We start from the raw sequence: 22007 nt of genomic DNA, 5'->3' as shown, positions 1-22007 counted from the left end.
GCCGCTATCGGGCGGGGCGCACCACGTTCTCCAGCGGCCTCCCTTCGGCCAGGCGCTGGATGTTCTCCGCCATGAAGGCGTAGCGCCGCTCCATGAGGCCCTCGGTCCAGCCGGAGATGTGTGGCGTGGCCCGCAGGTTCGGCAGCTCATGGAAGGGAAAGCGGGAGGGCGGGCATTCCGCCTCGCCCGGCTTCGGGTAGCGGTACCAGACATCCAGCGCGGCCCGCGCGATGCGGCGGTCGCGCAAGGCCTCGTAGAGCGCCTCCTCCTCCACCACCTCGGCCCGCGCCACGTTCACCAGCAGGGCGGAAGGCTTCATCGCCGCCAGTTCCGCCGCCCCGATCAGGCCGCGCGTGCTCTCGTCCAGCGGGCAGCACAGCACCAGCACGTCGGTGTCGGGCAGCGCCTCCCGGAGGCGGGCGACGGGCAGGCTGCGATCCGCCGCCGCGTCCGCCTGCCCGCGGCGGGTCACGGCGGTGATCCGCATGCCCAGAGCCCGCGCCCGCACGGCGATCTCCTTCCCGATATGGCCGAAGCCCACCAGGGTCATGGTCCGGCCATGGGCCTCGCCGTGGAAGGGACGGTTCGGATGGATCGCGGCCCAGCTCCTGGCGTCCAGGCGGGGCGGCAGGGCACCAAGCTCCAGCACATGCTCGAGCACGGTGAAGAGCGTGTATTCCGCGATCGGGATCTCGTGCTCGAACACGTTGCAGGCAGCGCATTCCCGGGGAAGCGCCTCCAGCGCGATGCCGTCCATCCCGGCTCCGGGAACCTGAAGCAGCCGGGCATCGAGCCGGCCAGCCTCCTGCTCCGTCAGGCGATTGGTGACGAGCACATCCGCGCGGATCGGTCCCTCCGCCGACAGGCGCTCCAGCGGCAGGATCTCGTGGCGGGGCCCGAGGAGGGCACGGAGCCGGGGCGCCTGGGCGGCATGCGCCCCGAGAAGTTGGATCAGCATCGGGCCACCGCTCTTATGCCGTGATCCGGCCGGCCTTCCTCGAGGGCCAAGGGCTTCGGCGACCCATGACAGGCCTCTCCGGCGCGGATCACGGCGCTGCGCTCTCGCGGATCACGGCATCGGGCCGTGACCGCACGGCTTCCTGCAGCTTCGTGCCGAGCCCCGGCGCGGTCGGCGCCTGCACCATGCCGTTCCTCAGCACCGGCAGGTCGGTGACCAGATCGCGGTACCAGGTGGCCAGCGTTGCGCGGACAACCTCCTGGAAGATCGCGGTGGGCGCGTGCAGCGCGAGGTGCAGCCCCGCCATGAGCGTGACGGGCCCGGTGCAGTCATGCGGGGCGAGCGGCTTGGCATAGACCTCGGCCAGGGCCGCGATCTTTCGGCCCTCCGTCAGCCCGCCGCACCAGGCGAGGTCGATCATCACCATGTCCAGCGCGTCCGCCGCCAGCAGGTCGCGGAAGGGCACGGCGCCGCCGAGCGTCTCGCTGCCGCAGATCGGCGTGCGGGTCTGGCGGCGCAGGTCGGCCAGGGCGCGGGCATCGTCCATCTTGGCGATGGGGTCCTCCGCCCAGAAGACGCCGACATCCTCCAGCGCGCGGCAGATGCGGATGGCGGCATGGCTGGACCAGATGCTGTGCAGCTCCGCCATCACCTCGATCCCGTCGCCGACGGCGCGGCGGATCTTGCGGAAGGGCTCGATCCCCGCCTTCAGGTCCTCCAGCGTGATCAGGTGCCCGCCCGAGGCCTCGGCATAGATGTCCAGCGGCCAGATCTTCATGGCCGTGTAGCCCTCAGAGAGCAGGCTCTCCGCCAGCTTGCCCGCATCCTTCATGAAGGCGACCTGGTCGTCATAAGGACCTGCCGCCTCCTCCTGCCCGGAGGTGGCGCGGCGGCCGCCGCTGGTGTTGTAGGCATAGCCCGCGCAGGTGTTGTAGGCGCGCACCTCGGTCCGCACCGCGCCGCCCATCGCCTCGTGCACGGGGATGCCGTGGCGCTGGCCGGCAAGGTCCCAGAGCGCGATGTCAACGGCGCTGGCGGCGCGCACCTCCGCGCTCGCGCTGTGGAAGCCGAGATAGGGGGTCATCAGTTGGCGGGAGACCTGCTCGATCCGGCGGGAATCCTTGCCGATCAGCCAGGGCGCCACCTGCTCATGCAGGACCGCCTCCACGGCCTGGGCGCCACGGAAGGATTCGCCGAGGCCGGTCAGCCCCTCGTCGGTCTCGATCTCCACCCAGATCAGGTTGGGGCGCTCGGCGATGCGGATGGTGCGAAGGCGCGTGACCTTGGACAACAGGCTGGTCTCCTACTCGGCGCTGATGTGGTTGGTGCGGATCACCTCGCCCCAGCGGGCCGCCTCGCTTCGCAGCTGCCCGGCCATGCGGGAGGGCGGGCCGCCCAGCGGCACCACCGCGGCCTCCTGCAGGCGCAGGCGCAAGGTCGGGTCCTCCAGCGCCTTATTGAAGGCGGTGTTGAGGGCGTTCACCGTCGCCTCCGGCGTGCCGACAGGGGCAAGGAAGCCGAACCAACTGTCGATCTCCAGCCCCTGGGCCAGCTCGGGCAGGCCGGATTCGCGGAAGGTCGGCACGTCCGGCAACTCGGGGATGCGCTCGTTGGAGACAGCGGCAACGGGGCGCACCGTGCCGGCGCGGATCTGCGGCAGGATGGAGGGCAGGTTGTCGAAGAAGACATCGATCCGCCCGCCGATCAGGTCGGTGATCGCCGGACCGCTGCCGCGATACGGGACGTGGATCCAGTTGATGCCGAGCATGCCGCGCAGCAGCTCCGGCGCCAGCTGGTTGGACGCACCGACGCCGGAGGAGCCGAAGGTGACCGTGCCGGGCCTGGCCCGGACGACGGCGATCACCTCTGCCAGGTTCTTCGCCGGGAAGGCATTGCTGACGGACATCACGTTGCGCACCGCCCCCGTCAGGATCACCGGCGCGAAGCTGCGCTGCAGGTCGTAACCGGTGTTGGCATAGAGGAAGGGGTTCGCCGCGCAGGTGCCGATGGTGCACTGGATCAGCACCGTGCCGTCCGGCTGGGCCCGCGCCACCTCGGCCGTCCCGATATTGCCCGCCGCCCCCGCCTTGTTCTCCACCACCGCGCCGGCGGGCAGGTAAGGCGTCGCGCCGACGGCGAGGATGCGCGCGACGATGTCGCTTGTCCCGCCGGGCACGAAGGGCACCACGATCCGCACGGGTCGGTTCGGGATCTGGGCGGCCGCAGGTGACGTCCAGACGGCACAGGCGGAGAGCAGCGTGGCCATGGCGGCACCAAGCCCCATGCGGCGTCTCATGGCGCGTCCTCCCGGTTGTCTTGTTCTCCCCAGGTTTACCAGTCCCGCCAACTTGTCAATTCTCATTGCATTTCAGGGCTATTTTCAGACAGATTTTACAGATCAGCGCTTGGCTGGACGCCGTAGGAGAACGAGGCATGGATCAAGCCGCGCGACGGCCGCTCGCAGACGAGGTTTATGAGCGCCTTCAGGACCTGCTGGGCTCAGAGAGCTTCCCGCGCGACTCCCGCCTTCCGGCGGAGCTGGACCTCGCGCGCCGCTTCGCGGTCTCGCGCCCCGTGTTGCGCCAGGCCCTCGCCCGCCTGCGGGAGGAAGGGCACGTGGTCTCCCGGAAGGGCTCCGGCAGCTATGTCCGGGCGCCGACCCGGCCTGCCGCGCCGGGCTTCGGCCCGCTCCACAGCATTCCCGACATGCGCGGCTTCCTGGAATTCCGCTGCAGCCTGGAGAGCGAGGTTGCCGCCCACGCCGCGCGGCGGGCCGATCCCGCCGCTGTTGCCGCCATCAGGCAGGCCCTTCTGCGCCTGGAGGAGGACCCGGCGGCGCTGGAGGCCGACGTCGCCTTTCACCACGCCATTGCGCGGGCAACCGGCAACCGCTTCTTCCTGACAACGCTGGAGGCGTTTCGGGAGCAGATGATCTCCGGCATCCGCCTGACGCGCGAACTCGCCGGCCGCCCGGAGGGCGACCGCCGCCCCGAGATTGCGCGCGAGCATGCCCGCATCGCCGAAGCCATCGCGGCGGCGGATGAGCAGGCCGCGCGGCAGGCCATGGCGGATCACCTGCATGGCGGCATCCGGCGCCTCTTCGGAGCCTGATGGCCGGACGCATCGCGGACCCGTTGTTTGATGAAGGTCCCCGATGCTCCTCCTGGAGTCAGGTCCTCGCTGAGGCGGTCACCCGGTCCCGAGCAGCTGTGCAGACGGTTCCGCAAGCGCCAGACCCGCAGGTTGTCGGGTGCTGGCACTGCGCAGGAAAATCGGAACAGGCCTTATCACGGCGGGTCAGAAACGCAGTGCCGCCCGCGGTTCTGCCCCGATCACCCCTTGCCGCCCGCCGCCCCCTGCCTCAGCCACCCGGTGCGGCAAGGTAGGCGACGATGTCGCGCCGGTCGGAATCGTTGGTCACGCGGATCGGCTGGCGCGTGCCGCGCACCTTGCCCTGCGGGTCCGCGAGGAAGGCGTTCAGTTCCTCCACGCTCCAGGTGATGCCGGAGGCCTTCAGCGCGGGGGAGTAGTTGAACCCCTCCGCGCTGGCAGCCGGGCGGCCGACAACCCCCTGCAGGTAGGGGCCACCGCCGTTGCGGGCTGCGGTGACCTGATGGCAGGCACTGCACTGCCGCTGGAACAGCGTCCGGCCCTTCGCCGGGTCGGGCGCATCCTGCGCGAAAGCAGGCATGGCAGCGACCGCGAGGGCGGCAACGAGAAGGATCCGCATCGCACCAGCCCTCAAGAGGAACCCAGCCGCGCCTTGGAGAGCGGCAGGCTCCGGATGCGCTGGCCCGTCAGCGCGGCCACGGCATTCGCCACGGCCGGCGGCACGCCGGGCACGCCCGGCTCGCCCACGCCACCAAGCGCGGCCCCACTCTCCACCACCTTCACATGGATCCGCGGCATGCGGGCCAGGGGAAGGATGGGATAGGTGTCGTAGTTGCGCTGCTGCGGCACGCCGGCGTCGTAGGTGATCTCCTCCAGCAGGGAGGAGGAGAGCCCGATGGCGGCGGCGGACTGCACCTGGGCCTCGATGATGGCAGGATTCACGGCACGGCCCGGATCGATCGCGATCCAGAGGTCGTGCACGCGGATCTCACCGCCGGTGATCGAGACCTCGGCGATGGTGGCGACCTCCGAACCGAAAGGCGAGGCCATGGCCACGCCCCGCGCGCGGCGGATGCCGTCCACCTCGAAGGGGCCGCGCTTCCAGCCGCCGGAAAGGGCGGCGACCTCGCGCAGCAGCGTCGCCTGCCGCGGCTTGTCGCCGAGCATGGCCAGCCGCATCTCGAACGGGTCCTTGCCGCCCGCGGTCGCCAGCTCGTCGAGGAAGGACTCGTAGAAGAAGTCGTTCATCGAGTGGCCGACGGAGCGCCAGAAGGAGATGATCGTCGGCTGCTTCACCTTCACGCAGTCAACGCGCTTGGCCGCGATGGCGTAGGGCTTCCCGGCGATGCCCTCAACCATCGAGGAATCCACGGGCTGGCTCTGCGTGAAGTAGCGGCCGATCGGGCCCTCGCCGATGGCGGCGGCCTGGAGGGCGACGGGCATGCCATCCGCGCCGACCGCCCCCTTGAAGCGGACGAAGCCCATGGGGCGGTAGCCGTCCCGCAGGAACTCCTCCTCCCGCGTCCAGAGCACCTTCACCGGGCGGTTCACCGCCTTGGCGAGGGCGATGGCCTGTGGATAGGGCGCCGCGGCCTCGTACAGGAAGTGCCGGCCGAAGAAGCCGCCGAGGATGGGGGAGTGGACCTTCACCTTCCCCGGCTCCAGCCCTGCCATCCGGGCCGCGGTGGCCTGGAACATCTCGGGTGCTTGGTTCGGGACCCAGAGGTCCAGCGTGCCGTCCACGTTGAAGCGGGCGGCGGCCGAGGGAGGCTCGAGCTGCGCGTGCGCGATGTAGGGCGCGTCGTACTCCGCCTCGATGGTCTTGGCCGCGCCGGCGAAGGCGGCGGCGAGGTCGCCGTTCTCCTCCGCGGGGGCACCGGCTCCCTTCTCCGCGCGCAGCGTGGCCAGCATGCCGGCCGAGGAGAAGTCGGCGGGCAAGGCATTCGGGTTCGGCGCGTCGGCCCAGGTGACCTGCAGCGCCTCCACCGCCTTGCGGGCCCGCCACCAGCGATCCGCCAGCACCGCAACGGCGCCGGGCAGCTTGTGGACGGAGTGCACGCCGGGCATGGCGCGCACCTCGGCCTCGTTCGCCAGCGCACCGGGCTCCTGGCCGAGGCGCGGGGCATGGGTCACGGCGCCCTGCAGCATGTTCTCGACCTGCAGGTCGATCGCGTACTGCGCGCGGCCCGTGGACTTGTCGCGAATGTCGATGCGGGGGACGGGCTTGCCGATCCAGCGGAAGGTGGCAGGGTCGCGCAGCGCCGCCACCTCGCTCGGCTGCAGCTTCAGCGCGGCCTCCACCAGCTCGGCATAGGGCACCGTGCGGCTGGAGGCCTTGTGCACGACTTTGCCGGGCTCCGTGGTCAGCTCGGCCTCCGGCACGTCCAGCCGCGCGGCGGCGGCGCGGACTATCAGGTTCCGGGCGGTGGCGCCGAGCTGGCGCATCGTCGCGTAGCTGGAGCGCACGGAAAGGCTGCCACCGGTGAGGCGACGGCCGTTGACGACGAGGTAGTCGGCCCCCGGGGGGGCGCAGTCCACGATGAACTGGGCGGGATCGACGTCCAGCTCCTCACCGACGATCTGTGCCATGGCCGTGGCGATGCCCTGCCCACCCTCCACGAAGGGAGAGAGGAGGCGCACCTTGCCGTCCGGGTGGAACTCCAGGAAGGCGGCGACCTGGGTGCCGGGGCGGGGCGCGGCGGCGGCCAGGCCCTCGCCCTGCGCGCGCGCCGGGCGGGCCTTCACCATGACGCCCAGAAGGAGCGCGCCGGCGCCGACGCCGAAGAGGCCGCGGCGGGAGAGGTTGGCGACGCCCGCCTCGGGAATCGTCACATCGGAGAGCGGCGTGCCGAGGAAGTCCTCGGTGCCGGGGTTGATCATGCCGTCCATGGTCTGCGTTCCCCGCTCAGGCCGTCGCGGCCTGCCGCACGGCGGCGGCAATGGCGTTGTAGGTACCGCAGCGGCAGAGGTTGGTCATCGCGCCCGCGATGTCCTCATCGGTCGGCTTCGGTGTCTGCTGCAGCAGGGCCGTCGCGGCCATGACCTGGCCGGACTGGCAGTAGCCGCACTGCGCGACCTGGCGCGAGACCCAGGCCTCCACCACCTTCGCGCCCACGGGGTCGCGCTCCACCGCCTCGATCGTCACCACCTTGGCCCCGACCACGCTCTCGGCGGGGGTGACGCAGGCGCGTGTGGCGGTGCCGTCCACCAGCACGGTGCAGGCGCCGCACTGGGCGATGCCGCAGCCGTACTTCGTGCCGGTCATGCCGAGATTGTCGCGCAGCACCCAGAGAAGGGGCGTGTCACCTTCGGCATCCACTTGGCGGGTCTGGCCGTTGATCGAGAGTTCGAGCATCGTCGTCTCCGTAAGCCCAAACGGGGCGGTTGCTTCGAGACTAGACCGACGGCCAACGATCCGCCATGGATTGCGTCAAGCGAAATCCCCCGCGTCGCGGTCAGCCATGAATGGGCGCTGAGTGCCTGACCCGCGCGAATGGACAGCCACAGGCTAGTGGATGGCCCAAACGCCAGCCGCCCTCCTGCTGGACATAGCGCAGCTGACAACGTCAGGCGGTCATTACCGGCGCCGCCGGGGGCCAAAGCACATGAGTTGCCGCCCTCTCCGGGAAGGCTTCGCCCGATTTACGGTTTCGTTCAACCTTTCCGCCCGCGCGGGTCTAGACTTCATCCCATCACCCGCCGCGAACCCTGGCACGGGTGACAGAGAGCCTCGTCACGCTCCCGCCGACACCCCGTCGCAGGAGCCGCCATGGCCTCCGCCTTGCCCTCGCCCGCAACCCGCAACCGCCTTCTCTCCGCCCTCCCGCGGGTCGTGCTGGCCCAGCTCTGGCCCGAATTGACCCGGGTCGAACTCGCCCTGCGCGAGGTGCTGCACGAGGCCGGGAAGCCGATCGCATTCGTCCTCTTCCCCGAGACCATTTGCGTCTCGATGCTTGCCTACATGGAGGACGGCGACGCCGCCGAGGTCGGGATCATCGGCCGCGATGGGGTTGTCGGGCTCGCAGTTCTGCTCGGGGGCGAGCGCGACGACCTCGAGGCGATGATGCAGAACCAGGGAACCGCGCTGCGGATGGAGGCCGGCGCCCTCCGCGAGACGCTCGACGCGCACCCCGTTCTCCGCAGCCTCCTCCTCCGCTACGCCCTCGTCCACCACACCCAGGTCGCACGCACCGCGGCCTGCAACGCGCACCACAGCATCGAGCAGCGCTTCGCGCGCTGGCTGCTGATCAGCCATGACGCGGTGGAGGGCGACACCTTCCCGATGAGGCAGGAATTCCTCTCCATGATGCTCGGGGTGCGCCGGGCCGGAATCTCGTCCGCCGCGGCCGGGCTGAGGCGGGCGGGCATGATCGACTACGGGTCGGGCCAGATGACCGTCACCGATCGGCCCGGCCTCGAGAGGGTCGGCTGCGAGTGCTACGGGACCGCCCGGCGGGCCTCTGATCGGCTGTTCGGGCTGCCCGACGGAGCCCGCGGCCTCCAACGGGCATAGCTTCCCCAGAGTGCCGAGAAGCACCGGACCGGCGATGGAAGGGCAGTCCGGGGCGGTTTTCCCGGCCGTTCCCGCCCACCCTGCCCCTTCGCCGGATCGGCTTTTCGGTGGGCGGTGCACGGTATCGCACAACGGATCCGACCACTTGCCCCTATAGCTCGCCCACCATCCGCCGCGACCTTCCCGGCGCGGGTGGCTGGGTGATTCGCCGTGCTCCCGCCGCCCCCTGGACGCACGAGCTACAATGGCCACCTCCGCTGCATCTCCTCCATCAACCCGCAACCGCCTTCTCGCGACACTCCCGCCGCCGGTCCTGGAGGCGATCCGGCCCGGGCTGGAGCCGGTCGAGATCGGCCTGCGCGAGGTGCTGCAGCCCGCGGGCAGTGCTGTCCGCCATGTCTTCTTCTTGGAGAGCGGCTGGGCGTCGATGCTCGCCTACATGGAGGATGGCGACGCGGCCGAGGTCGGCCTGGTCGGCCGTGAAGGCATGGTTGGCTTGCCGGTGCTGCTGGATGCTGAGTCCGACGACATCGAGGCGATCGTGCAGTGCCCGGGGATGGCGCTCCGGATGGAGGCCAGGCGCTTCACGGAGGCGTTGGACGCGCACCCTGCCTTCCGCTCACTCCTCCTCCGCTACGCCCTCGTCCACCACAGCCAGGTCGCGCGGACGGCGGCCTGCAACGGGCGGCACGGGATCGAGCAGCGCCTCGCGCGCTGGCTGCTGATGGGCCACGACCGGGCCGACGGGGACTCCTATCCCATGACCCACGAGTTCCTCTCCATGATGCTCGGGGTGCGCCGGGCCGGGGTCACGGTGGCCGCGGGCCTGCTCCAGAGAGCGGGCTTCATCCGCTACGGCGCGGGGCGGATGGAGATCACCGATCGCCCGGGCCTCGAGAGCACGGCCTGCGAGTGCTACGGCATCGTCCGGCGCCTCTCCGAAGCCCATTTCGGGCTGGCTCCGGGCACGAAGGCTCCCTACCGGCCCTGATGACGGCCAGGACCCCCGGCCGAAATCGGCAGCGGGCCGGGCGGGCGGTACGGTATGGGACAGCATCTCCGCGGCAGGGATGTTACCCCGGCCGGCAGCACTCGGAGACTGGCCCGTGAGCGAGCAAGACGACTTTCAGCAGGCCCGGGACGGCCGTTGCGACGACGGGCACGATGGCGGCTATGCGGCCCGATCGACGGCCGCAGCGGACATCGCCGCCGGAGCCCTGCGACGGAATGCACCGCATGCGGCGTTTGCCGCCTTGCAGGAGGCCGCGCGCGCGGCCTTGCTCGCGCTCTCCCACGTGCCACAGCGGCACACGAACGAGGACCTGCGCTTCCTCACCGCGCTCGCCTCCGCCCCGCCTGACCGCTTCGCGGGCCACCCGCAGATGCGCGAGGCTGCGGTGCGAGACGCACTCGGCGTCCTTGCCCGACTGATCCCGCCGGTGTCGGAGAACGCGGAGGCCCTGGCCGAGCCGGAGCGGCAGGACCGTGACGAGAGGGCCGATCGCAAGCTCCGCGTCCTCGTGGTGGAGGATGACTGGCTGATCGCCGAGGACACCACGCTGTGCCTTGAGGAGGCGGGCTTTCAGGTGCTGGGTCCAGTGCCAACGGTGGACGGTGCCCTCCGGCTCATCGAGGCCTCGGCGGCCGATGGCGGTATCAACGCTGCGGTGCTCGACTTCAACCTCGGGGGGACCGCCGTCACGCCGGTGGCGAAGGCTCTCACCGCGATCCGGGTGCCGTTCCTGTACATGACGGGCTATTCCGCCGAGTACCTCAGCGATCGCGGTGACCAAGCCCTGCTGCTGGAGAAGCCCGTCGACGCCGATGTGTTCCTCGACAGCCTGCTCACCCTCGGCGGCATGGGTCAGGGACCGTCGAGTGCCGCATCGGCGGCGGGGCTGGACGAGACACCCGGTCGATCTCGCCTCGGGAACCCGGGGCCTGATAGGGTTTCCTCGGAGGGCTATGCCCTGGAGTGCAGGGCGTAATGCCGGTGAACGGCCGCGGCGCCGGGCTGCATCCCGTTCCGAATTAGGAAGTCATTGTTGAGAAGGCGTTTGACCGCGCCCTGGCCTGCGTTCCACCCGAACACTTGGCCGCTACGCTGCAGCCTGCCCGTCGCGTCGATGCCCAAGGCGCATGGGGCCAGGCCCTGGGCGCCAGTCTTTGGTTCCATCGTTGACGGGGCCGGGTATCCCGCAGGGGATCCGGGCTGGCCGAGAGCGGCCAGTCCGATCAGCGGCCCTGGATGGGCGAAGTGAGCGAGCCCTCGCCACATGGTGCTTCCCGTGCTCAGTCGGCCTGCAGACCGAGTTCGCGCGACACGGCCTGCCAGCGCGACGCGCTTTCATCCGTCCATCGCACCAGATCCGCCTCGGGCACGACAAGCGGATCGACGAAAGCGGCCTTCAGCCTCTCCTCGAATTCCGGAGTGCGGCCCCTGGCCATGGCCTGTCGCAGCGCGGCCACCACCGGAGCGGGCGTGCTCCTGCGCACGAAGAAGCCGGTCCACAGGCCCACATCGTAGCCGGGCAGCCCGGCCTCGGCGAAGGTCGGCACCTCCGGCAGGGCGGAGGCCCGGCGGGTCGTGGAAGCGGCCAGCGCCCGGAAGGCGCCGGAGCGGATATGCGGGGTGGAGGTGGCCGTGGTGTCGAAGCCGAAGTCGATCTCGCCGGACAGCATGGCCGCCACCAGCGGGGCGGAGCCGCGATAGGGAACATGGGTCGCCTCGACACCCGCCATCTTCAGGAAGGTGGCGGCCGCCAGGTGCGAGGAACTGCCGTTCCCGACCGAACCGTACATCATGGGCCGCTGCTTCGCCTCGGCGATGAAGTCCTTGAGGTTCGTGGCCTTCACCTTCCCGGGCAGCACGGAGAGGATGTTCGCCACCTCCCCGATGGTACCGAGCGGCACGAAGTCCTTCGCCGCGTCGACGCCGCCGCGCGGGTAGAGCACGGGATTTACGCCGAGGATCGCCATGCTGCCCAGCAGCACCGTGTAGCCGTCGGCATCGGCGTTCAGCGCGGCCAGGGTCCCGACATTGCCACCCGCACCGGCGCGGTTCTCCACCACTACCGTCTGGCCTAGCGCACGGCCGAGCAGGTCCGCCCCAAGGCGGCCGGAGATGTCCATCACCCCGCCCGGCGGGAAGGTGACGATGACGCGCAGCGGCCGGTCCGGCTTCCAGCCCGCGCCCTGGGCCGATGCGCCCCGGACCGTCGCGGTCGCCAGCGCTCCGCCGATGGCTGCCATCACTCCGCGCCTGCTCGTCATCACATCACATCCCCGTCCGCTCTTTCGGCCAGCCCGTAGCACGGGTGGGTCTGCTGGCCCACTTGCCAACCCCAGGTCGGCCGCGCCGGGCCGAGGTTCCCCGCATCGCATCCTGATCGCCATCCCGTCAGGAGGAGGCGATGTCCCATTCGGCCGACAGAATGGACCCTGTTTCGGACTCCGTGACGAAAACGGTCCTTCCATCCCGGCCGAAGGCGAGATTGGTGGTGGTCGATCCCCTACAGGACCGGATCCGCGCCACGGGCTCCCCCTGCGGGGACAGGACGAAGACCGATCCGAGCGAGGCATGGGCGACCAGAAGATTGCCCGAAGGGTCCATCGCCATCCCGTCCGGGCCGCTGGTGCCGTGGAAGGACGCGAAGCGTCCCACCTTCGCCGTGCTGCCATCGGGGAGCAGCGGCAGGCGCCAGACCGCGTTGTCCCGCGTCATGGCGATGAAGAGCACGTCCTCATCCCCGGACAGCGCCAGGCCGTTCGGGCTGGGGCCGTTGGAGAGCAGCAGGTCCAGCTGACCGCCGGGCCGCAGGCGATACACCCGGCCCGTGGGGTCATGCAGCCCGCTCTGCCCCTGGTCGGTGAAGTAGAGGTCCCCGTTCGACGCGAAGACGAGGTCGTTCGGCCCCTTGAAGCGCTCGCTGTTGCGCCGGGTGAGCAGCGGGCCGACCGTGCCCGTTGCCAGGTCGAGGGTAAGGAGGCCCTGCTTGTAGTCGGCGATACAGAGGCGCTCCCCGTCCGGATGCAGGGCCAACCCGTTCGGCTCGCCGTCATACTCGGCAATCGGCGTCCACTGCCCCTCCGGAGAGATGCGGAAGATGCGGCCATGCGGGATGTCCGTGACGTAGAGATGCCCCGCAGGGTCGAAGCACGGCCCCTCCAGGAAGCAGTCCACGGGATGGCCGCGCTTGTTGGCCCGCGACCACTCCGTCACCACCGCGCGGCGCAGTTCCTGCGGCATCGCCGTGTGCACTCGCGTCGTGACGTTTCGGGGCAGAGGCTGGAAGCTCTGCATGCTCGTCTCCCATGAGGTCATACCGTTCGGGGCCTGGAATTCCGCGTGAAGGTAGCCTGTGGCGGATTGGGCGCCCATCCCGACGCGGCGGCCGACGCCGTGGTTGACCCGCCCGCAGGGGCTGGTTCATCACGGGAGCCAAGAGATCACGGAGAGGATGCGCCCGATGCCCCACCGGTCCCGGCCTTTCCCGCGTCGCGTGGCGCTCGCGACCGCCCTGGGCGCAGCCTCCGCCTGGGCCCTGCCCCGTTCCGCTTCGGCCCAGGCGCGCGGCGACTGGCCGAGCCAGCCGGTCCGCATGATCCTCCCCTATGCAGCGGGTGGCCCGACGGACGTGATCGCGCGGCTGCTCTGCGACACCCTTTCCCAGCGCCTGCCGCAGAGGATCGTGGTCGAGAACCGGACCGGCGCCGGGGGAAACATCGGCGCCTCCGTGGTCGCGAAGTCGCGCCCGGACGGCACCACATTCCTGTTCAGCAACACCGGGCACGCGGTGAACCGTGCCCTCTACGCCAACCTCGACTACGATCCGGCGAAGGACCTCACGCCGGTCAGCATCGTGGCCGAAGGACCGATGGTCCTGCTGGTGCCGAACAGCTCCCCCGCCCGAACCCTGGCCGAGTTCGTCGAGCGCGTCTGCGCCAGGCCAGGCGAGTACAGCTACGGCAGCACGGGCACCGGTGGCGCCCTGCAGCTGGTCAGCCTCCTCTTCACCAAGGCCGCCGGGCTGAAGATGGAGGAGGTGCCCTACCGCGGCAGCGCCCCCGCGGCGCAGGACCTGATCGCCGGACGAGTGGAGATGCTCTACGACGCCGGTGTCACCGCCTTCCCGCTCGCGCAGTCGGGACAGGCCCGGGCCCTGGCCGTGTCCTCCGCCCGGCGAAGTGCCGTGATGCCGGACGTCCCGACGATCGGTGAGGCCGGTTACTCCGACGCGACGTTCAGCGTCTGGCAGGGCGTCCTTGCGCCGGCGGGAACCCCGGCACCCATTCTCGAGAGACTGCGCGCCGAGATCGTCGCTGTGCTGAACGAGGGATCGCTGCGCAGCCGCCTGACCGAACTCGGCGCCGAGCGAATCGTCGCCAATACGCCTGCCGAGGCGAAGGCCTATGTCGAGGCGGAGATGGCGCGCTGGGAAAACGTCCTGCGGGAGGCGGGCGTTCGCCCGCAATGAGCGCAGGACCGCTTTCCCGCGCCATGGTCGCCGAGGATGGGCGGGCCTATCCTGGCGAACGGCTTGGAACAGGTCCTGAAGGGCGAACTCCACCAAGCCTGGGACCGGGAGAGAAGATGCCATGACGGGGTTGGTCATCTGGGGGCGCGCGAACTCGGTGAACGTCCAGAAGGTGCTCTGGTGCTGCGATGAGCTGGGCCTGGCCTTCGACCGACGGGACGCGGGCATGAAGTTCGGCGTGGTCGACACCCCGGAGTACCGGGCGATGAACCCGAACGGCCGGGTGCCGACCCTGGTGGACGGCGATGTCGTGCTCTGGGAGTCCCACTCCATCCTGCGCTACCTGGCCCTGCGCCAGATCGAGCGCGACACGGGGGCGAGGAGCATCTACCCCGATGGTCCCGCCGCACGCGCCCGGGTGAACCGGTGGCTGGACTGGGTGCTCTCCACCCTACAGCCCGCAGAGCGGGCCCTGTTCTGGGGCATGGTGCGCACCCGCCCGGACGATCGTGACATGTCGGCGATCGATGCCGCGGCGAAGGCGTCCGGTGAGGCGTGGCAGGTGCTCGATGCACACCTCGCGCACGGGCACCCCTATGCGGAGGGTGACAGCCTGACGCTCGCGGACATCGCTCTCGGCGCCTATGCCCGGCGCTGGTTCGGGGTCGAGGTGAAGCATCGCCCCGATCTGCCCCGGCTCCAGGCCTGGTATGAACGCCTTGGAGAGCGCCCGCCCTTCCAGCGGCATGTTGCTCCGCCCCTGACGTAGAGAAGCCAGCCCCGCTCCGTCGTCAGAAGCCTGCCAGTCCATGGAGATGAGGGGCCGGATCAGCGGCGTAGGTATTCGCGTACCGTGGTCCAGGCGGCATCCTGCAGGGTGCGCGCGACGGCAGGATCCAGACCGGCGGTGTAGCCCGAGCCGACGGGGGACTGGTTGAAGAGCGCGGCATAGGTCACCGCTGCCGCGAGATAGGTTCCAGCAAGGGTTGGATGCCGCTTGTCCGCGACGTAGAGGCCGATGTCAGGCCGCTCCGAGACGACGCGGGCGAAGGCGAGGCCGGCCGGGATCACCAGCGCGCGGTTCTCGTTTCCAGCCCGGGTATAGGCCTCGGCGAGCTGCGCGGTCATCTCCGGCTTGTCGAGATAGGCCCAGGACATGAAGAACACGGGTTGGGCACCGTGGCGGCGCACCGTCTCCGCATGCTTCCGGGCATAGTCGACGAACACGTCCTTGAGGTCCGGATGCACCGGGCACTGGCTGCAATCCATCATGACCGCGACATCGAACAGACGCGCATCGGTGTTGGGCGAGAGAACATTGTTGCGGTCGATCGTGTAGCGCGCGACCGCGTTCGGGCGGAAATAGGACTCCACGTCATGCCAGTCGAAGCCGGAACCCCCGATGCCGATGAGGGTGGAGCGGAGGCGCTGGGTCGGCGCGGTCGCGCGCAGGAACTCGGAGACGTGGTTGGTGATGCCATTGTTGTAGTAGAAGAAGCTGTTGCCGATGAAGACGAGCGAGGCCGGTGAACTGACCCCGGTTTCCGTCACCTGGGCAACCGGTTGTGCGGCGAGGGGCGCTCCACCCCCGGCCAACATCGCGGTAACGAGCAGCGCACGACCGATCCGGTTCAACCCCGTCATCGCATCCTCCATTCTCTGCTTTTTTATGGCCGGAGCAGGTCCTGCACCGGATGGCTTGGCCGGCCGATTTGGCTCCGCTCCGCTTCGGGATGCAAGGGCGCCAAGGCAGGAGACGACTTTGTTACCGTCTTGCCGACCAATGAGGCGCGCCCGTTCGGGCTGTACCGGACGGCGAGCGTGGCGTCGTAGTGCAGTAAGGCTGCCGGGACAGCGCTTCCCGATCACTCCCGGCCCGGTCCGGACTGCACAGGGGGTGCGCCTTTCGGACCCAGCGACCTCCCATGCGACACGATCCGGCGGCATCGATGCAGTCCTCCACCCTTCACGGTCTCGGAGACAGGCTGGTGACGGCCGTGCCTGGCCTGTCCGGACTGATGGAGGAACGGGCAGGCTCCTTCAGGTCGTCTGCCCGCCATCGACCGTCAGGATGGCGCCGGTGATGTGTCGCGCCGAGGGGCTCGCCAGGAAGGCCACTGCGGCCGCGACATCCTCCGGGGTGCCGTAACGGCCAAGTGGGCTCAGGCTGCGCTGAAAATCGGAGAACTCGCCATCGGCGGGGTTCATGTCGGTATCGGTCGACCCCGGCTGGATCAGGTTGACCGTCACATCGCGCGGGCCAAGCTCGCGAGCGAGGCCGCGGGTGAAGGAGTGCAGCGCCGACTTGGTCATGAAGTAGATCGTGCCGGTGTCCCCGACGATGCGTTCGGCACCGGCGGAACCGATGGTGATGATGCGCCCACCCGTCGGAAGATGGGGGATGGCAGCCTGCGCGGCGAGCACGGGCCCCCGCACGTTGACGCCGAGCAGCGCATCGATCGCCTCGACACTGGCATCAGCGATCCGGGCGTAGAGCGCGATTCCCGCATTGTTGACGAGGATGTCGAGACCGCCGAGTGAACGGGCCCCCTCGTCGACGGAGCGCTTCACCGCGGCCGGGTCAGCGATATCAGCCTGAATGGCGGCCGCCTTGCGCCCCTTGCCCTCGATCGCCCGAACCACTTCGGCGGCACGGTCCACGGACCGCTCGTAGGTGATCGCCACGTCCGCACCCTTCTCCGCCAGCGCCACCGCGATCGCGGCGCCGATGCCGCGCGACCCGCCCGTCACGAGCGCGCGCTTCCCAGCCAGTTCCGTCATCTTCAACCCCATTCTATAGCGTTCGATACAGAATACCCTATTGACGTTGCTTGGAGGGGTCAATGGCATTATCTAGCGATCGATGCAGAATTCTGACGGGAAGTCGGGCACTGGTACCCCCGCGGCCCGCCCACGTGGGCGGCCCCGCGCGTTCGACCGGAATGCCGCGCTGGAGCGCGCGATCCGCCTCTTCTGGACCAAGGGGTTTGAGGCGACCTCGATTGCCGACCTGACTCAGGCCATGGGCATCGGCGCACCCAGTCTCTACGCCGCCTTCGGATCGAAGGAGGCGCTCTACGCCGAGGCCCTGCGGCACTATGCCGAGACCAACGAGGGATATGTCTGGGCGGGCTTCCAGTCGGCCCCGACCGCACGCGATGCCGTCCGGTCCCTTTTCATGGATTCCGCCGCGGCTCTGACCGGCTGCGTCGTGGATATCCCTCGCGGGTGCATGGTGACGCTCTCGGCCGTTGGCAGCGAAGGTCATGAGGAGCTCGGCGAACTGGTCCGGTCGGCTCGCGCCGCTACCCTCGAGCGCCTTTCCGGCCGTTTCCGTCGGGCTGTGGAGGAAGGAGAAGTCCCGGCCTCGACCGATCTCCACGCGCTCGCGCGCTTCGTGCAGACGCTCCAGAGCGGCATGTCGATCCTGGCCCGCGACGGGGCGAGCCGTGCGGATCTGGAAGCGGTCGCGGATGTCGCGATGGCGGGCTGGGACGCCCGGACCTTCAGGCGCAGCGACGGTGAAGATGGAAGCCGTGCCTGAGTGCCGCCATGGCTGCGGGACCAAAGGCTGTGGTGGCCCTGCTCAGCCGATCCTCGATGTGGACCGGTTCTGACCCCGACCACTACCCGGAAAGATAAAAGACCGTGAGCCATCCTCACTCGGCGAGCCGTGCCGTCCTGGCCGCGTTCGGCCTCACCTCCTCAGCGCCTGCGCGCCGTCCACCCCGCAGGGCGTCCGAGCGCTCGCGCCGGCATGAGCGCGGAGATCCCACTCGGCCGCCTGGAGGACTTCCCCGAGGGCACTGCCACCCCCATCGTCTGCGAGCGCGACGGGCGAAGCACGGCGCTGCTCGTGGTGCACCAGGGCGGTCGGCTGGTCGCCTATCTCCACATGTGCCGGCACCAGTACTTGCCGCTGACCTGGCGCGGGCGCCGCGTGCTGAGCGCGGACGGCCGCCGAATTCGCTGCTCCAGCCACGGGGCCGAGTTCGCGGTGGAGCATGGCCGGCCGCTCGGCGGCCCCGGCGACGGCAGCGGATTGACCGCCGTCGCCCTGCACATCGAGGACGGGGCGGTCTCCCTGGCCGGGTAGCACGCCCCCCGGTTCAGTCGAGCCGCCGTAGCCCGGCCGAGAAGCGGCGCCAGTTGGCGACGTAGCGTGCCGCCGATTCCAGCAGCGTTCCCTCCATCGCCGGGTCGAGCGCGCGCACGACCTTGGCCGGGGCGCCGACGATGAGGGAGAAGTCCGGGAACTCCTTGCCCTCTGTCACCAGCGCATTGGCGCCGACAATGCAGCAGCGCCCGATCCGCGCCTTGTTCAGCACCGTCGCGCCCATGCCGATGAGCGAGCGGTCCCCCACCGTGCAGCCGTGCAGGATGGCGTGGTGGCCGACCGTGACGTCGGCGCCGATGGTGAGCGGCGCGCCCGGGTCGGAACGCAGCATGGCCCCGTCCTGGATGTTGGTGCGCGCGCCGATCGCGATGCGCGTGTTGTCCCCGCGCGCTACGGCGCCGAACCAGAAGCTGACATCCTCCTCCAGGGCGACGTCGCCGATGACCTGTGCGTCCGGCGCGATCCAGAACCGGCCCGCCTCCGGCAGCGTCGGTGCCGCCCCGTCCAGCGCGTAGAGTGCCATGTCTATCCTCCCCAGAGGCGCGTTCGCCTACTCGATCACGATCTTCCCACGCTCCGCGACCGCCTTCCACTTCGCCTGCTCCGCCTTCAGGAAGGCCGCGAACTCGGCCGGCCCTTCGGCCAGCGGCGTGGTCGCCTGCTCCTCGAAGCGGGCGCGGACGGCCGGGTCGCGCATCGCCTCGCCGAAGGCCTGGTGGAGGGTCTCGATCACGGCGGGCGGCGTGCCTGCGGGCGCCACGATCCCGCCGGAGCCGAAGGTGGTGACGTCCTGCAGCCCCGCCGCCTCGGCCAGGGTGGGCACGTCGGGAAGCTGCGGCCGGCGCGCGGTGTCCGTCACCGCCAGGGCCCGCAGTTGCCCGTCCCGCACCAGCGGGATGGCGGAGGCCGTGCTCTCCATGACGAAGCCGAGGGAGCCCGCCATCAGGTCCGTCAGTGCCGGGCCGGAGCCGCGATAGGGGATGTGCTGCGCCTGCGCGCCGATGCCCTGAAGGAACAGCTCGCTCCCCATGTGCTGGGTGGAGCCGGGGCCGCTGGAGCCGTAGTTCATCCCGCCGGCCCTGAGCTTGCGCACGAACTCCGCCACGTCCCGCGGCCCATCCTTCGGCACCAGCAGCACGAGCGGCGCCTGGAAGACGCGGATGACCGGCGCGAAGTCGCGATCAGCGTCGTAGGGCATGTTCCGCATGATGGCGGGGTTGATGGCGAGGCTCGCGAGACTGCCGAAGCCGAGCGTGTAGCCATCCGGCGCCGCGCGGGCGACGGCCTGCATGCCGATGGTGCCGCCCGCGCCCGGGCGGTTCTCCGTGACCACGCGGTTCGCGCGGAACCGTCCCTCGGAGGCCTTGTCGGCCAGCAGGCGGCAGAAGATGTCGTTCGCCTGGCCCGGCGGGAAGGGCACGATGATCCGCACCGGCCTGGACGGCCAGGCCTGGGCGAAGGCGCGCGGCGCGACGGTGATGCCCGCGGCGCCGAGGAGCAGCCGGGCCGCGTTGCGGCGGGACAGGGTGATCATTCTTGTTGTTCCTCCAGTTCGCCTTTTATCGAGGTCCGGCGTCGAGGCCGGGCCACGTCACTCGGCCGCCATGGCCGTCCGGTTCTCGGCGTGCAGCGTGCCGTCGGCCAGCAGGGCCGCGATCTCCGCCTCGCCCAGCCCGGCCTCCCGGGCGATCTCCACGGCGTGCTCCCCGGGGCGGGGCGGCTGGCGACGCAGGCCGGTGCGGCCGCTGCCGAGCAGCACGGGCAGCGCCGGGATGCCGGCCACCGCCATGGCCGGTTGCCCGCCGGGCCCGTTGGCCATCTCCACCGGCAGCAGCCCGCCGGAGGCGTTGAGGTGCGGGTCGTCGAACAGGTCGGCCGGCTTGGCGATGGGCGCGAAGGGCAGGCCCAGCCGCTCGAAGCGCGCCATCAGCTCGGCCTGCGGCACGGCGCGGAACGTCGCGGAGACGCGCTCAAGGATCCTGGGCCGGCCGGCCGCGAGCTGCTGCATGCTGGCGAGCGACGGGTCGTCGCGCAGTTCCTCCAGCCCGAACTCAGCGCAGAAGGCCTGCCACTGCGTGGTCGTCACCGTGCCGACGAAGACCTGCCGCCCGGGATCGGCGCTGTCGAACACGTCGTAGAGCGGCCAGGGCTTCGGCATGGCCTTGTCGCCGAAGGGCGGCGGGTTGCGCCCGGTGATGGCGGCCGCCGCCATGTGCTGCGCCACCAGCAGCATGTTCGTCTCGAACAGGCCGGACTGGACCATTCCGCCGCGCCCTGTGGCCTCGCGGTCCCGCAGCGCTGCCAGCACCGCGACGGCGCCGAACACGCCGCCCATGATGTCGTTCACCGAGGTGCCGGCGCGCATCGGCTCGCCGGGCCGGCCGGTCATGTAGGCCAACCCGCCCATCATCTGCACCACCTCGTCCAGCGCGGCGCGGTTCTCATAGGGGCCGGGCAGGAAGCCCTTGCAGGAGAGATAGATCAGGCGCGGGTTGGCGGCCGAGAGCGCCGCGAAGCCCAGGCCAAGCTTGTCCATGGCGCCGGGCCGGAAGTTCTCCAGCACCACGTCCGCCTCCGCCGCCAGCTTCCTGACGAGAGCGATGCCGGCGGGCCGCTTCATGTCCACGCAGAGACTGCGCTTGTTGCGGTTGAAGGTGGTGAAGAACCCGGCGGCCAGCCCCGTCAGGCGCCGCGTGTTGTCGCCGCCCGGCGCGGGCTCCACCTTGATCACGTCGGCGCCGAGGTCGGCCAGCACCATGCCGCAGCTCGGGCCCATGACCATGTGGCTGAATTCGACGACGCGCAGGCCCTCCAGCGGTAGACGAGCCTTCGCGGTGGCTAGGACGGCATCATTGGCGGGCGGGGGCACGGTGCGGGCCGGGCGATAGGTGCGGGGCAGGCCGGCGGCGGCTACGCGGCCGTGCAGGGGCTCGTCGGGCAGCCCCGTCTTCAGCCCCTCGCGGGCCGCGATAAGGGCGATCAGGTCGATGCCGGTGTCGAAGCCCTCGGCCTCCAGCATGTGCACCAGGTCCTCGGTGCAGACATTGCCGACCGATCCGGGCGCGTAGGGGCAGCCGCCGAGGCCGCCTAGCGCCGCGTCGAAGCCGCGCACCCCTTCCTCCAGCGCGGCCAGGGCGTTCGCCAGCGCGGTGCCGAGCGTGTCGTGCAGGTGCAGGTTGCCGAAGCGCTCCGGCCCCACCTCCGCCCGCACGGATCGCACCAGGCGGCGGACGTGCGAGGGCGTCGCGTAGCCCAGCGTGTCCGCTAGGGCGACCACGTCGGCCCCGGCGCGGGCCAGCTCGGCCGCGAGGGACACCACCTCCGCCTCCGGCACCACCCCCTGGAGAGAGCAGCCGAACGCGGTGGAGATGCCGGCCTCGATCCGCGGGGCACCGGCGCCGAGGCCGCGCGCCCACGCCACCACCCGCGCCACTTCGGCCACTTGGTCGGCGCGGGCGCGGCGAACGTTGGCGCGGCTGTGTGCCTCAGAGGCCGAGACGGGAATGATGACTGATTGCGCGCCCGCTGCAGTGGCGTTCTGCGCGCCGCGCAGGTTCGGCGCCAGGGCAATCAACTGCAGTCCCGGATGTGCAGCGCGGACGGCACGCACCACCTCGGCAGCGTCCGCCATCTGGGGTAGGGCGGCGGGCGGCACGAAGCTCGCCACCTCCATCTCCCGCACCCCGGCGGCAACCATGGCGCCGATCCAGCGCAGCTTGGCTGCCGTCGGCATGACGGATTTCGCTATTTGGAGGCCGTCGCGCGGCCCCACTTCTCGCACCGTGACCATGGACGTTCCTGCCGTTTTTCCTTGGCGCCATTCTGTTTTCG

Annotated in this window: 21 protein-coding genes; 8 read left to right on the top strand and 13 right to left on the bottom strand. The window is 70.4% G+C overall.

Annotated features, from left to right (window positions below; all coding sequences use genetic code 11):
* Window positions 1-4: 4 nt before the first annotated feature.
* The 3 genes from J5Y10_RS21845 to J5Y10_RS21835 form a co-directional block, all read right to left on the bottom strand.
* Window positions 5-958 carry a 2-hydroxyacid dehydrogenase gene (locus J5Y10_RS21845; protein ID WP_209376242.1) on the bottom strand — a complete coding sequence of 318 codons (954 nt, stop codon included), beginning with the start codon at window positions 956-958 and terminating at the stop codon, window positions 5-7.
* Window positions 959-1046: 88 nt separating this feature from the next.
* Complete coding sequence (locus J5Y10_RS21840) at window positions 1047-2249, bottom strand: mandelate racemase/muconate lactonizing enzyme family protein (RefSeq protein ID WP_209376241.1); 1203 nt, start codon at window positions 2247-2249, stop codon at window positions 1047-1049.
* A gap of 12 nt (window positions 2250-2261) precedes the next feature.
* The gene (locus J5Y10_RS21835) at window positions 2262-3254 is read right to left on the bottom strand and encodes a Bug family tripartite tricarboxylate transporter substrate binding protein (protein WP_209376240.1); all 993 of its coding nucleotides are present in this window, start codon (window positions 3252-3254) and stop codon (window positions 2262-2264) included.
* A 137-nt stretch (window positions 3255-3391) separates the two neighbouring features.
* On the opposite strand from J5Y10_RS21835, the gene J5Y10_RS21830 reads away from it, so the two are divergent.
* Window positions 3392-4069: a FadR/GntR family transcriptional regulator gene (locus J5Y10_RS21830; RefSeq protein WP_209376239.1), complete on the top strand. Its 678-nt coding sequence runs from the start codon at window positions 3392-3394 to the stop codon at window positions 4067-4069.
* A 250-nt stretch (window positions 4070-4319) separates the two neighbouring features.
* Here the strand turns inward: J5Y10_RS21830 and J5Y10_RS21825 are convergent, their stop codons facing one another.
* From J5Y10_RS21825 to J5Y10_RS21815, 3 genes are read right to left on the bottom strand one after another with little or no spacing between them, the layout of a single operon-like run.
* Window positions 4320-4688 (bottom strand): c-type cytochrome, encoded by a 369-nt coding sequence (locus J5Y10_RS21825; protein ID WP_209376238.1) that lies wholly within the window; start codon window positions 4686-4688, stop codon window positions 4320-4322.
* Window positions 4689-4699: 11 nt separating this feature from the next.
* The gene (locus tag J5Y10_RS21820; protein WP_209376237.1) at window positions 4700-6958 is read right to left on the bottom strand and encodes a xanthine dehydrogenase family protein molybdopterin-binding subunit; all 2259 of its coding nucleotides are present in this window, start codon (window positions 6956-6958) and stop codon (window positions 4700-4702) included.
* A gap of 16 nt (window positions 6959-6974) precedes the next feature.
* On the bottom strand, window positions 6975-7424 hold the full coding sequence (locus J5Y10_RS21815; protein WP_209376236.1) for a (2Fe-2S)-binding protein: 450 nt from the start codon (window positions 7422-7424) through the stop codon (window positions 6975-6977).
* A gap of 414 nt (window positions 7425-7838) precedes the next feature.
* Between J5Y10_RS21815 and J5Y10_RS21810 the strand changes: the two genes are divergently transcribed.
* The 3 genes from J5Y10_RS21810 (at window position 7839) to J5Y10_RS21800 (ending at window position 10570) form a co-directional block, all read left to right on the top strand.
* Window positions 7839-8582, top strand: coding sequence for a Crp/Fnr family transcriptional regulator (locus J5Y10_RS21810; protein ID WP_209376235.1), 744 nt, complete (start codon window positions 7839-7841; stop codon window positions 8580-8582).
* Between the two features lie 244 nt (window positions 8583-8826).
* Window positions 8827-9573: a Crp/Fnr family transcriptional regulator gene (locus J5Y10_RS21805; protein ID WP_209376234.1), complete on the top strand. Its 747-nt coding sequence runs from the start codon at window positions 8827-8829 to the stop codon at window positions 9571-9573.
* A gap of 115 nt (window positions 9574-9688) precedes the next feature.
* A complete protein-coding gene (locus J5Y10_RS21800) occupies window positions 9689-10570 on the top strand; it encodes a response regulator (RefSeq protein WP_209376233.1) in 882 nt (293 codons plus the stop codon).
* Window positions 10571-10874: 304 nt separating this feature from the next.
* Here the strand turns inward: J5Y10_RS21800 and J5Y10_RS21795 are convergent, their stop codons facing one another.
* Both J5Y10_RS21795 and J5Y10_RS21790 read right to left on the bottom strand, forming a co-directional pair.
* A complete protein-coding gene (locus J5Y10_RS21795; protein WP_209376232.1) occupies window positions 10875-11855 on the bottom strand; it encodes a Bug family tripartite tricarboxylate transporter substrate binding protein in 981 nt (326 codons plus the stop codon).
* 127 nt (window positions 11856-11982) lie between these two features.
* Window positions 11983-12885: an SMP-30/gluconolactonase/LRE family protein gene (locus tag J5Y10_RS21790; protein ID WP_209376231.1), complete on the bottom strand. Its 903-nt coding sequence runs from the start codon at window positions 12883-12885 to the stop codon at window positions 11983-11985.
* A gap of 166 nt (window positions 12886-13051) precedes the next feature.
* Here J5Y10_RS21790 and J5Y10_RS21785 point away from each other — a divergent pair, with 166 nt between their 5' ends.
* Window positions 13052-14059: a Bug family tripartite tricarboxylate transporter substrate binding protein gene (locus J5Y10_RS21785; protein WP_209376230.1), complete on the top strand. Its 1008-nt coding sequence runs from the start codon at window positions 13052-13054 to the stop codon at window positions 14057-14059.
* A gap of 121 nt (window positions 14060-14180) precedes the next feature.
* Window positions 14181-14828, top strand: a complete 648-nt coding sequence (locus J5Y10_RS21780; RefSeq protein WP_209376229.1) for a glutathione S-transferase family protein — start codon at window positions 14181-14183, stop codon at window positions 14826-14828.
* Window positions 14829-14887: 59 nt separating this feature from the next.
* Here the strand turns inward: J5Y10_RS21780 and J5Y10_RS21775 are convergent, their stop codons facing one another.
* Window positions 14888-15703, bottom strand: coding sequence for a hypothetical protein (locus tag J5Y10_RS21775; protein ID WP_209376228.1), 816 nt, complete (start codon window positions 15701-15703; stop codon window positions 14888-14890).
* 396 nt (window positions 15704-16099) lie between these two features.
* The gene (locus tag J5Y10_RS21770; protein WP_209376227.1) at window positions 16100-16840 is read right to left on the bottom strand and encodes an SDR family NAD(P)-dependent oxidoreductase; all 741 of its coding nucleotides are present in this window, start codon (window positions 16838-16840) and stop codon (window positions 16100-16102) included.
* An 82-nt stretch (window positions 16841-16922) separates the two neighbouring features.
* On the opposite strand from J5Y10_RS21770, the gene J5Y10_RS21765 reads away from it, so the two are divergent.
* Window positions 16923-17603: a TetR/AcrR family transcriptional regulator gene (locus J5Y10_RS21765; RefSeq protein WP_209376226.1), complete on the top strand. Its 681-nt coding sequence runs from the start codon at window positions 16923-16925 to the stop codon at window positions 17601-17603.
* A gap of 213 nt (window positions 17604-17816) precedes the next feature.
* Entirely contained in the window at window positions 17817-18155 is a 339-nt protein-coding gene (locus tag J5Y10_RS21760) for a Rieske (2Fe-2S) protein (RefSeq protein ID WP_209376225.1), read from the top strand.
* Window positions 18156-18168: 13 nt separating this feature from the next.
* Here J5Y10_RS21760 and J5Y10_RS21755 read toward each other — a convergent pair whose 3' ends face one another.
* The 3 genes from J5Y10_RS21755 to J5Y10_RS21745 are packed head-to-tail and all read right to left on the bottom strand — an operon-like array spanning window position 18169 to window position 21966.
* Window positions 18169-18699: a gamma carbonic anhydrase family protein gene (locus tag J5Y10_RS21755; protein WP_209376224.1), complete on the bottom strand. Its 531-nt coding sequence runs from the start codon at window positions 18697-18699 to the stop codon at window positions 18169-18171.
* Between the two features lie 27 nt (window positions 18700-18726).
* Complete coding sequence (locus J5Y10_RS21750; protein WP_209376223.1) at window positions 18727-19710, bottom strand: Bug family tripartite tricarboxylate transporter substrate binding protein; 984 nt, start codon at window positions 19708-19710, stop codon at window positions 18727-18729.
* A gap of 57 nt (window positions 19711-19767) precedes the next feature.
* Window positions 19768-21966 (bottom strand): hydroxymethylglutaryl-CoA lyase, encoded by a 2199-nt coding sequence (locus J5Y10_RS21745; RefSeq protein WP_209376222.1) that lies wholly within the window; start codon window positions 21964-21966, stop codon window positions 19768-19770.
* Between the last annotated feature and the right edge of the window lie 41 nt (window positions 21967-22007).

The organism is Roseomonas indoligenes, assembly GCF_017813365.1.
In the GTDB taxonomy this organism is placed as follows: Bacteria; Pseudomonadota; Alphaproteobacteria; order Acetobacterales; family Acetobacteraceae; genus Roseomonas; species Roseomonas indoligenes.
Note: the sequence above shows the minus strand (reverse complement) of the source record. Positions and strands in the feature narration are given on the sequence as shown.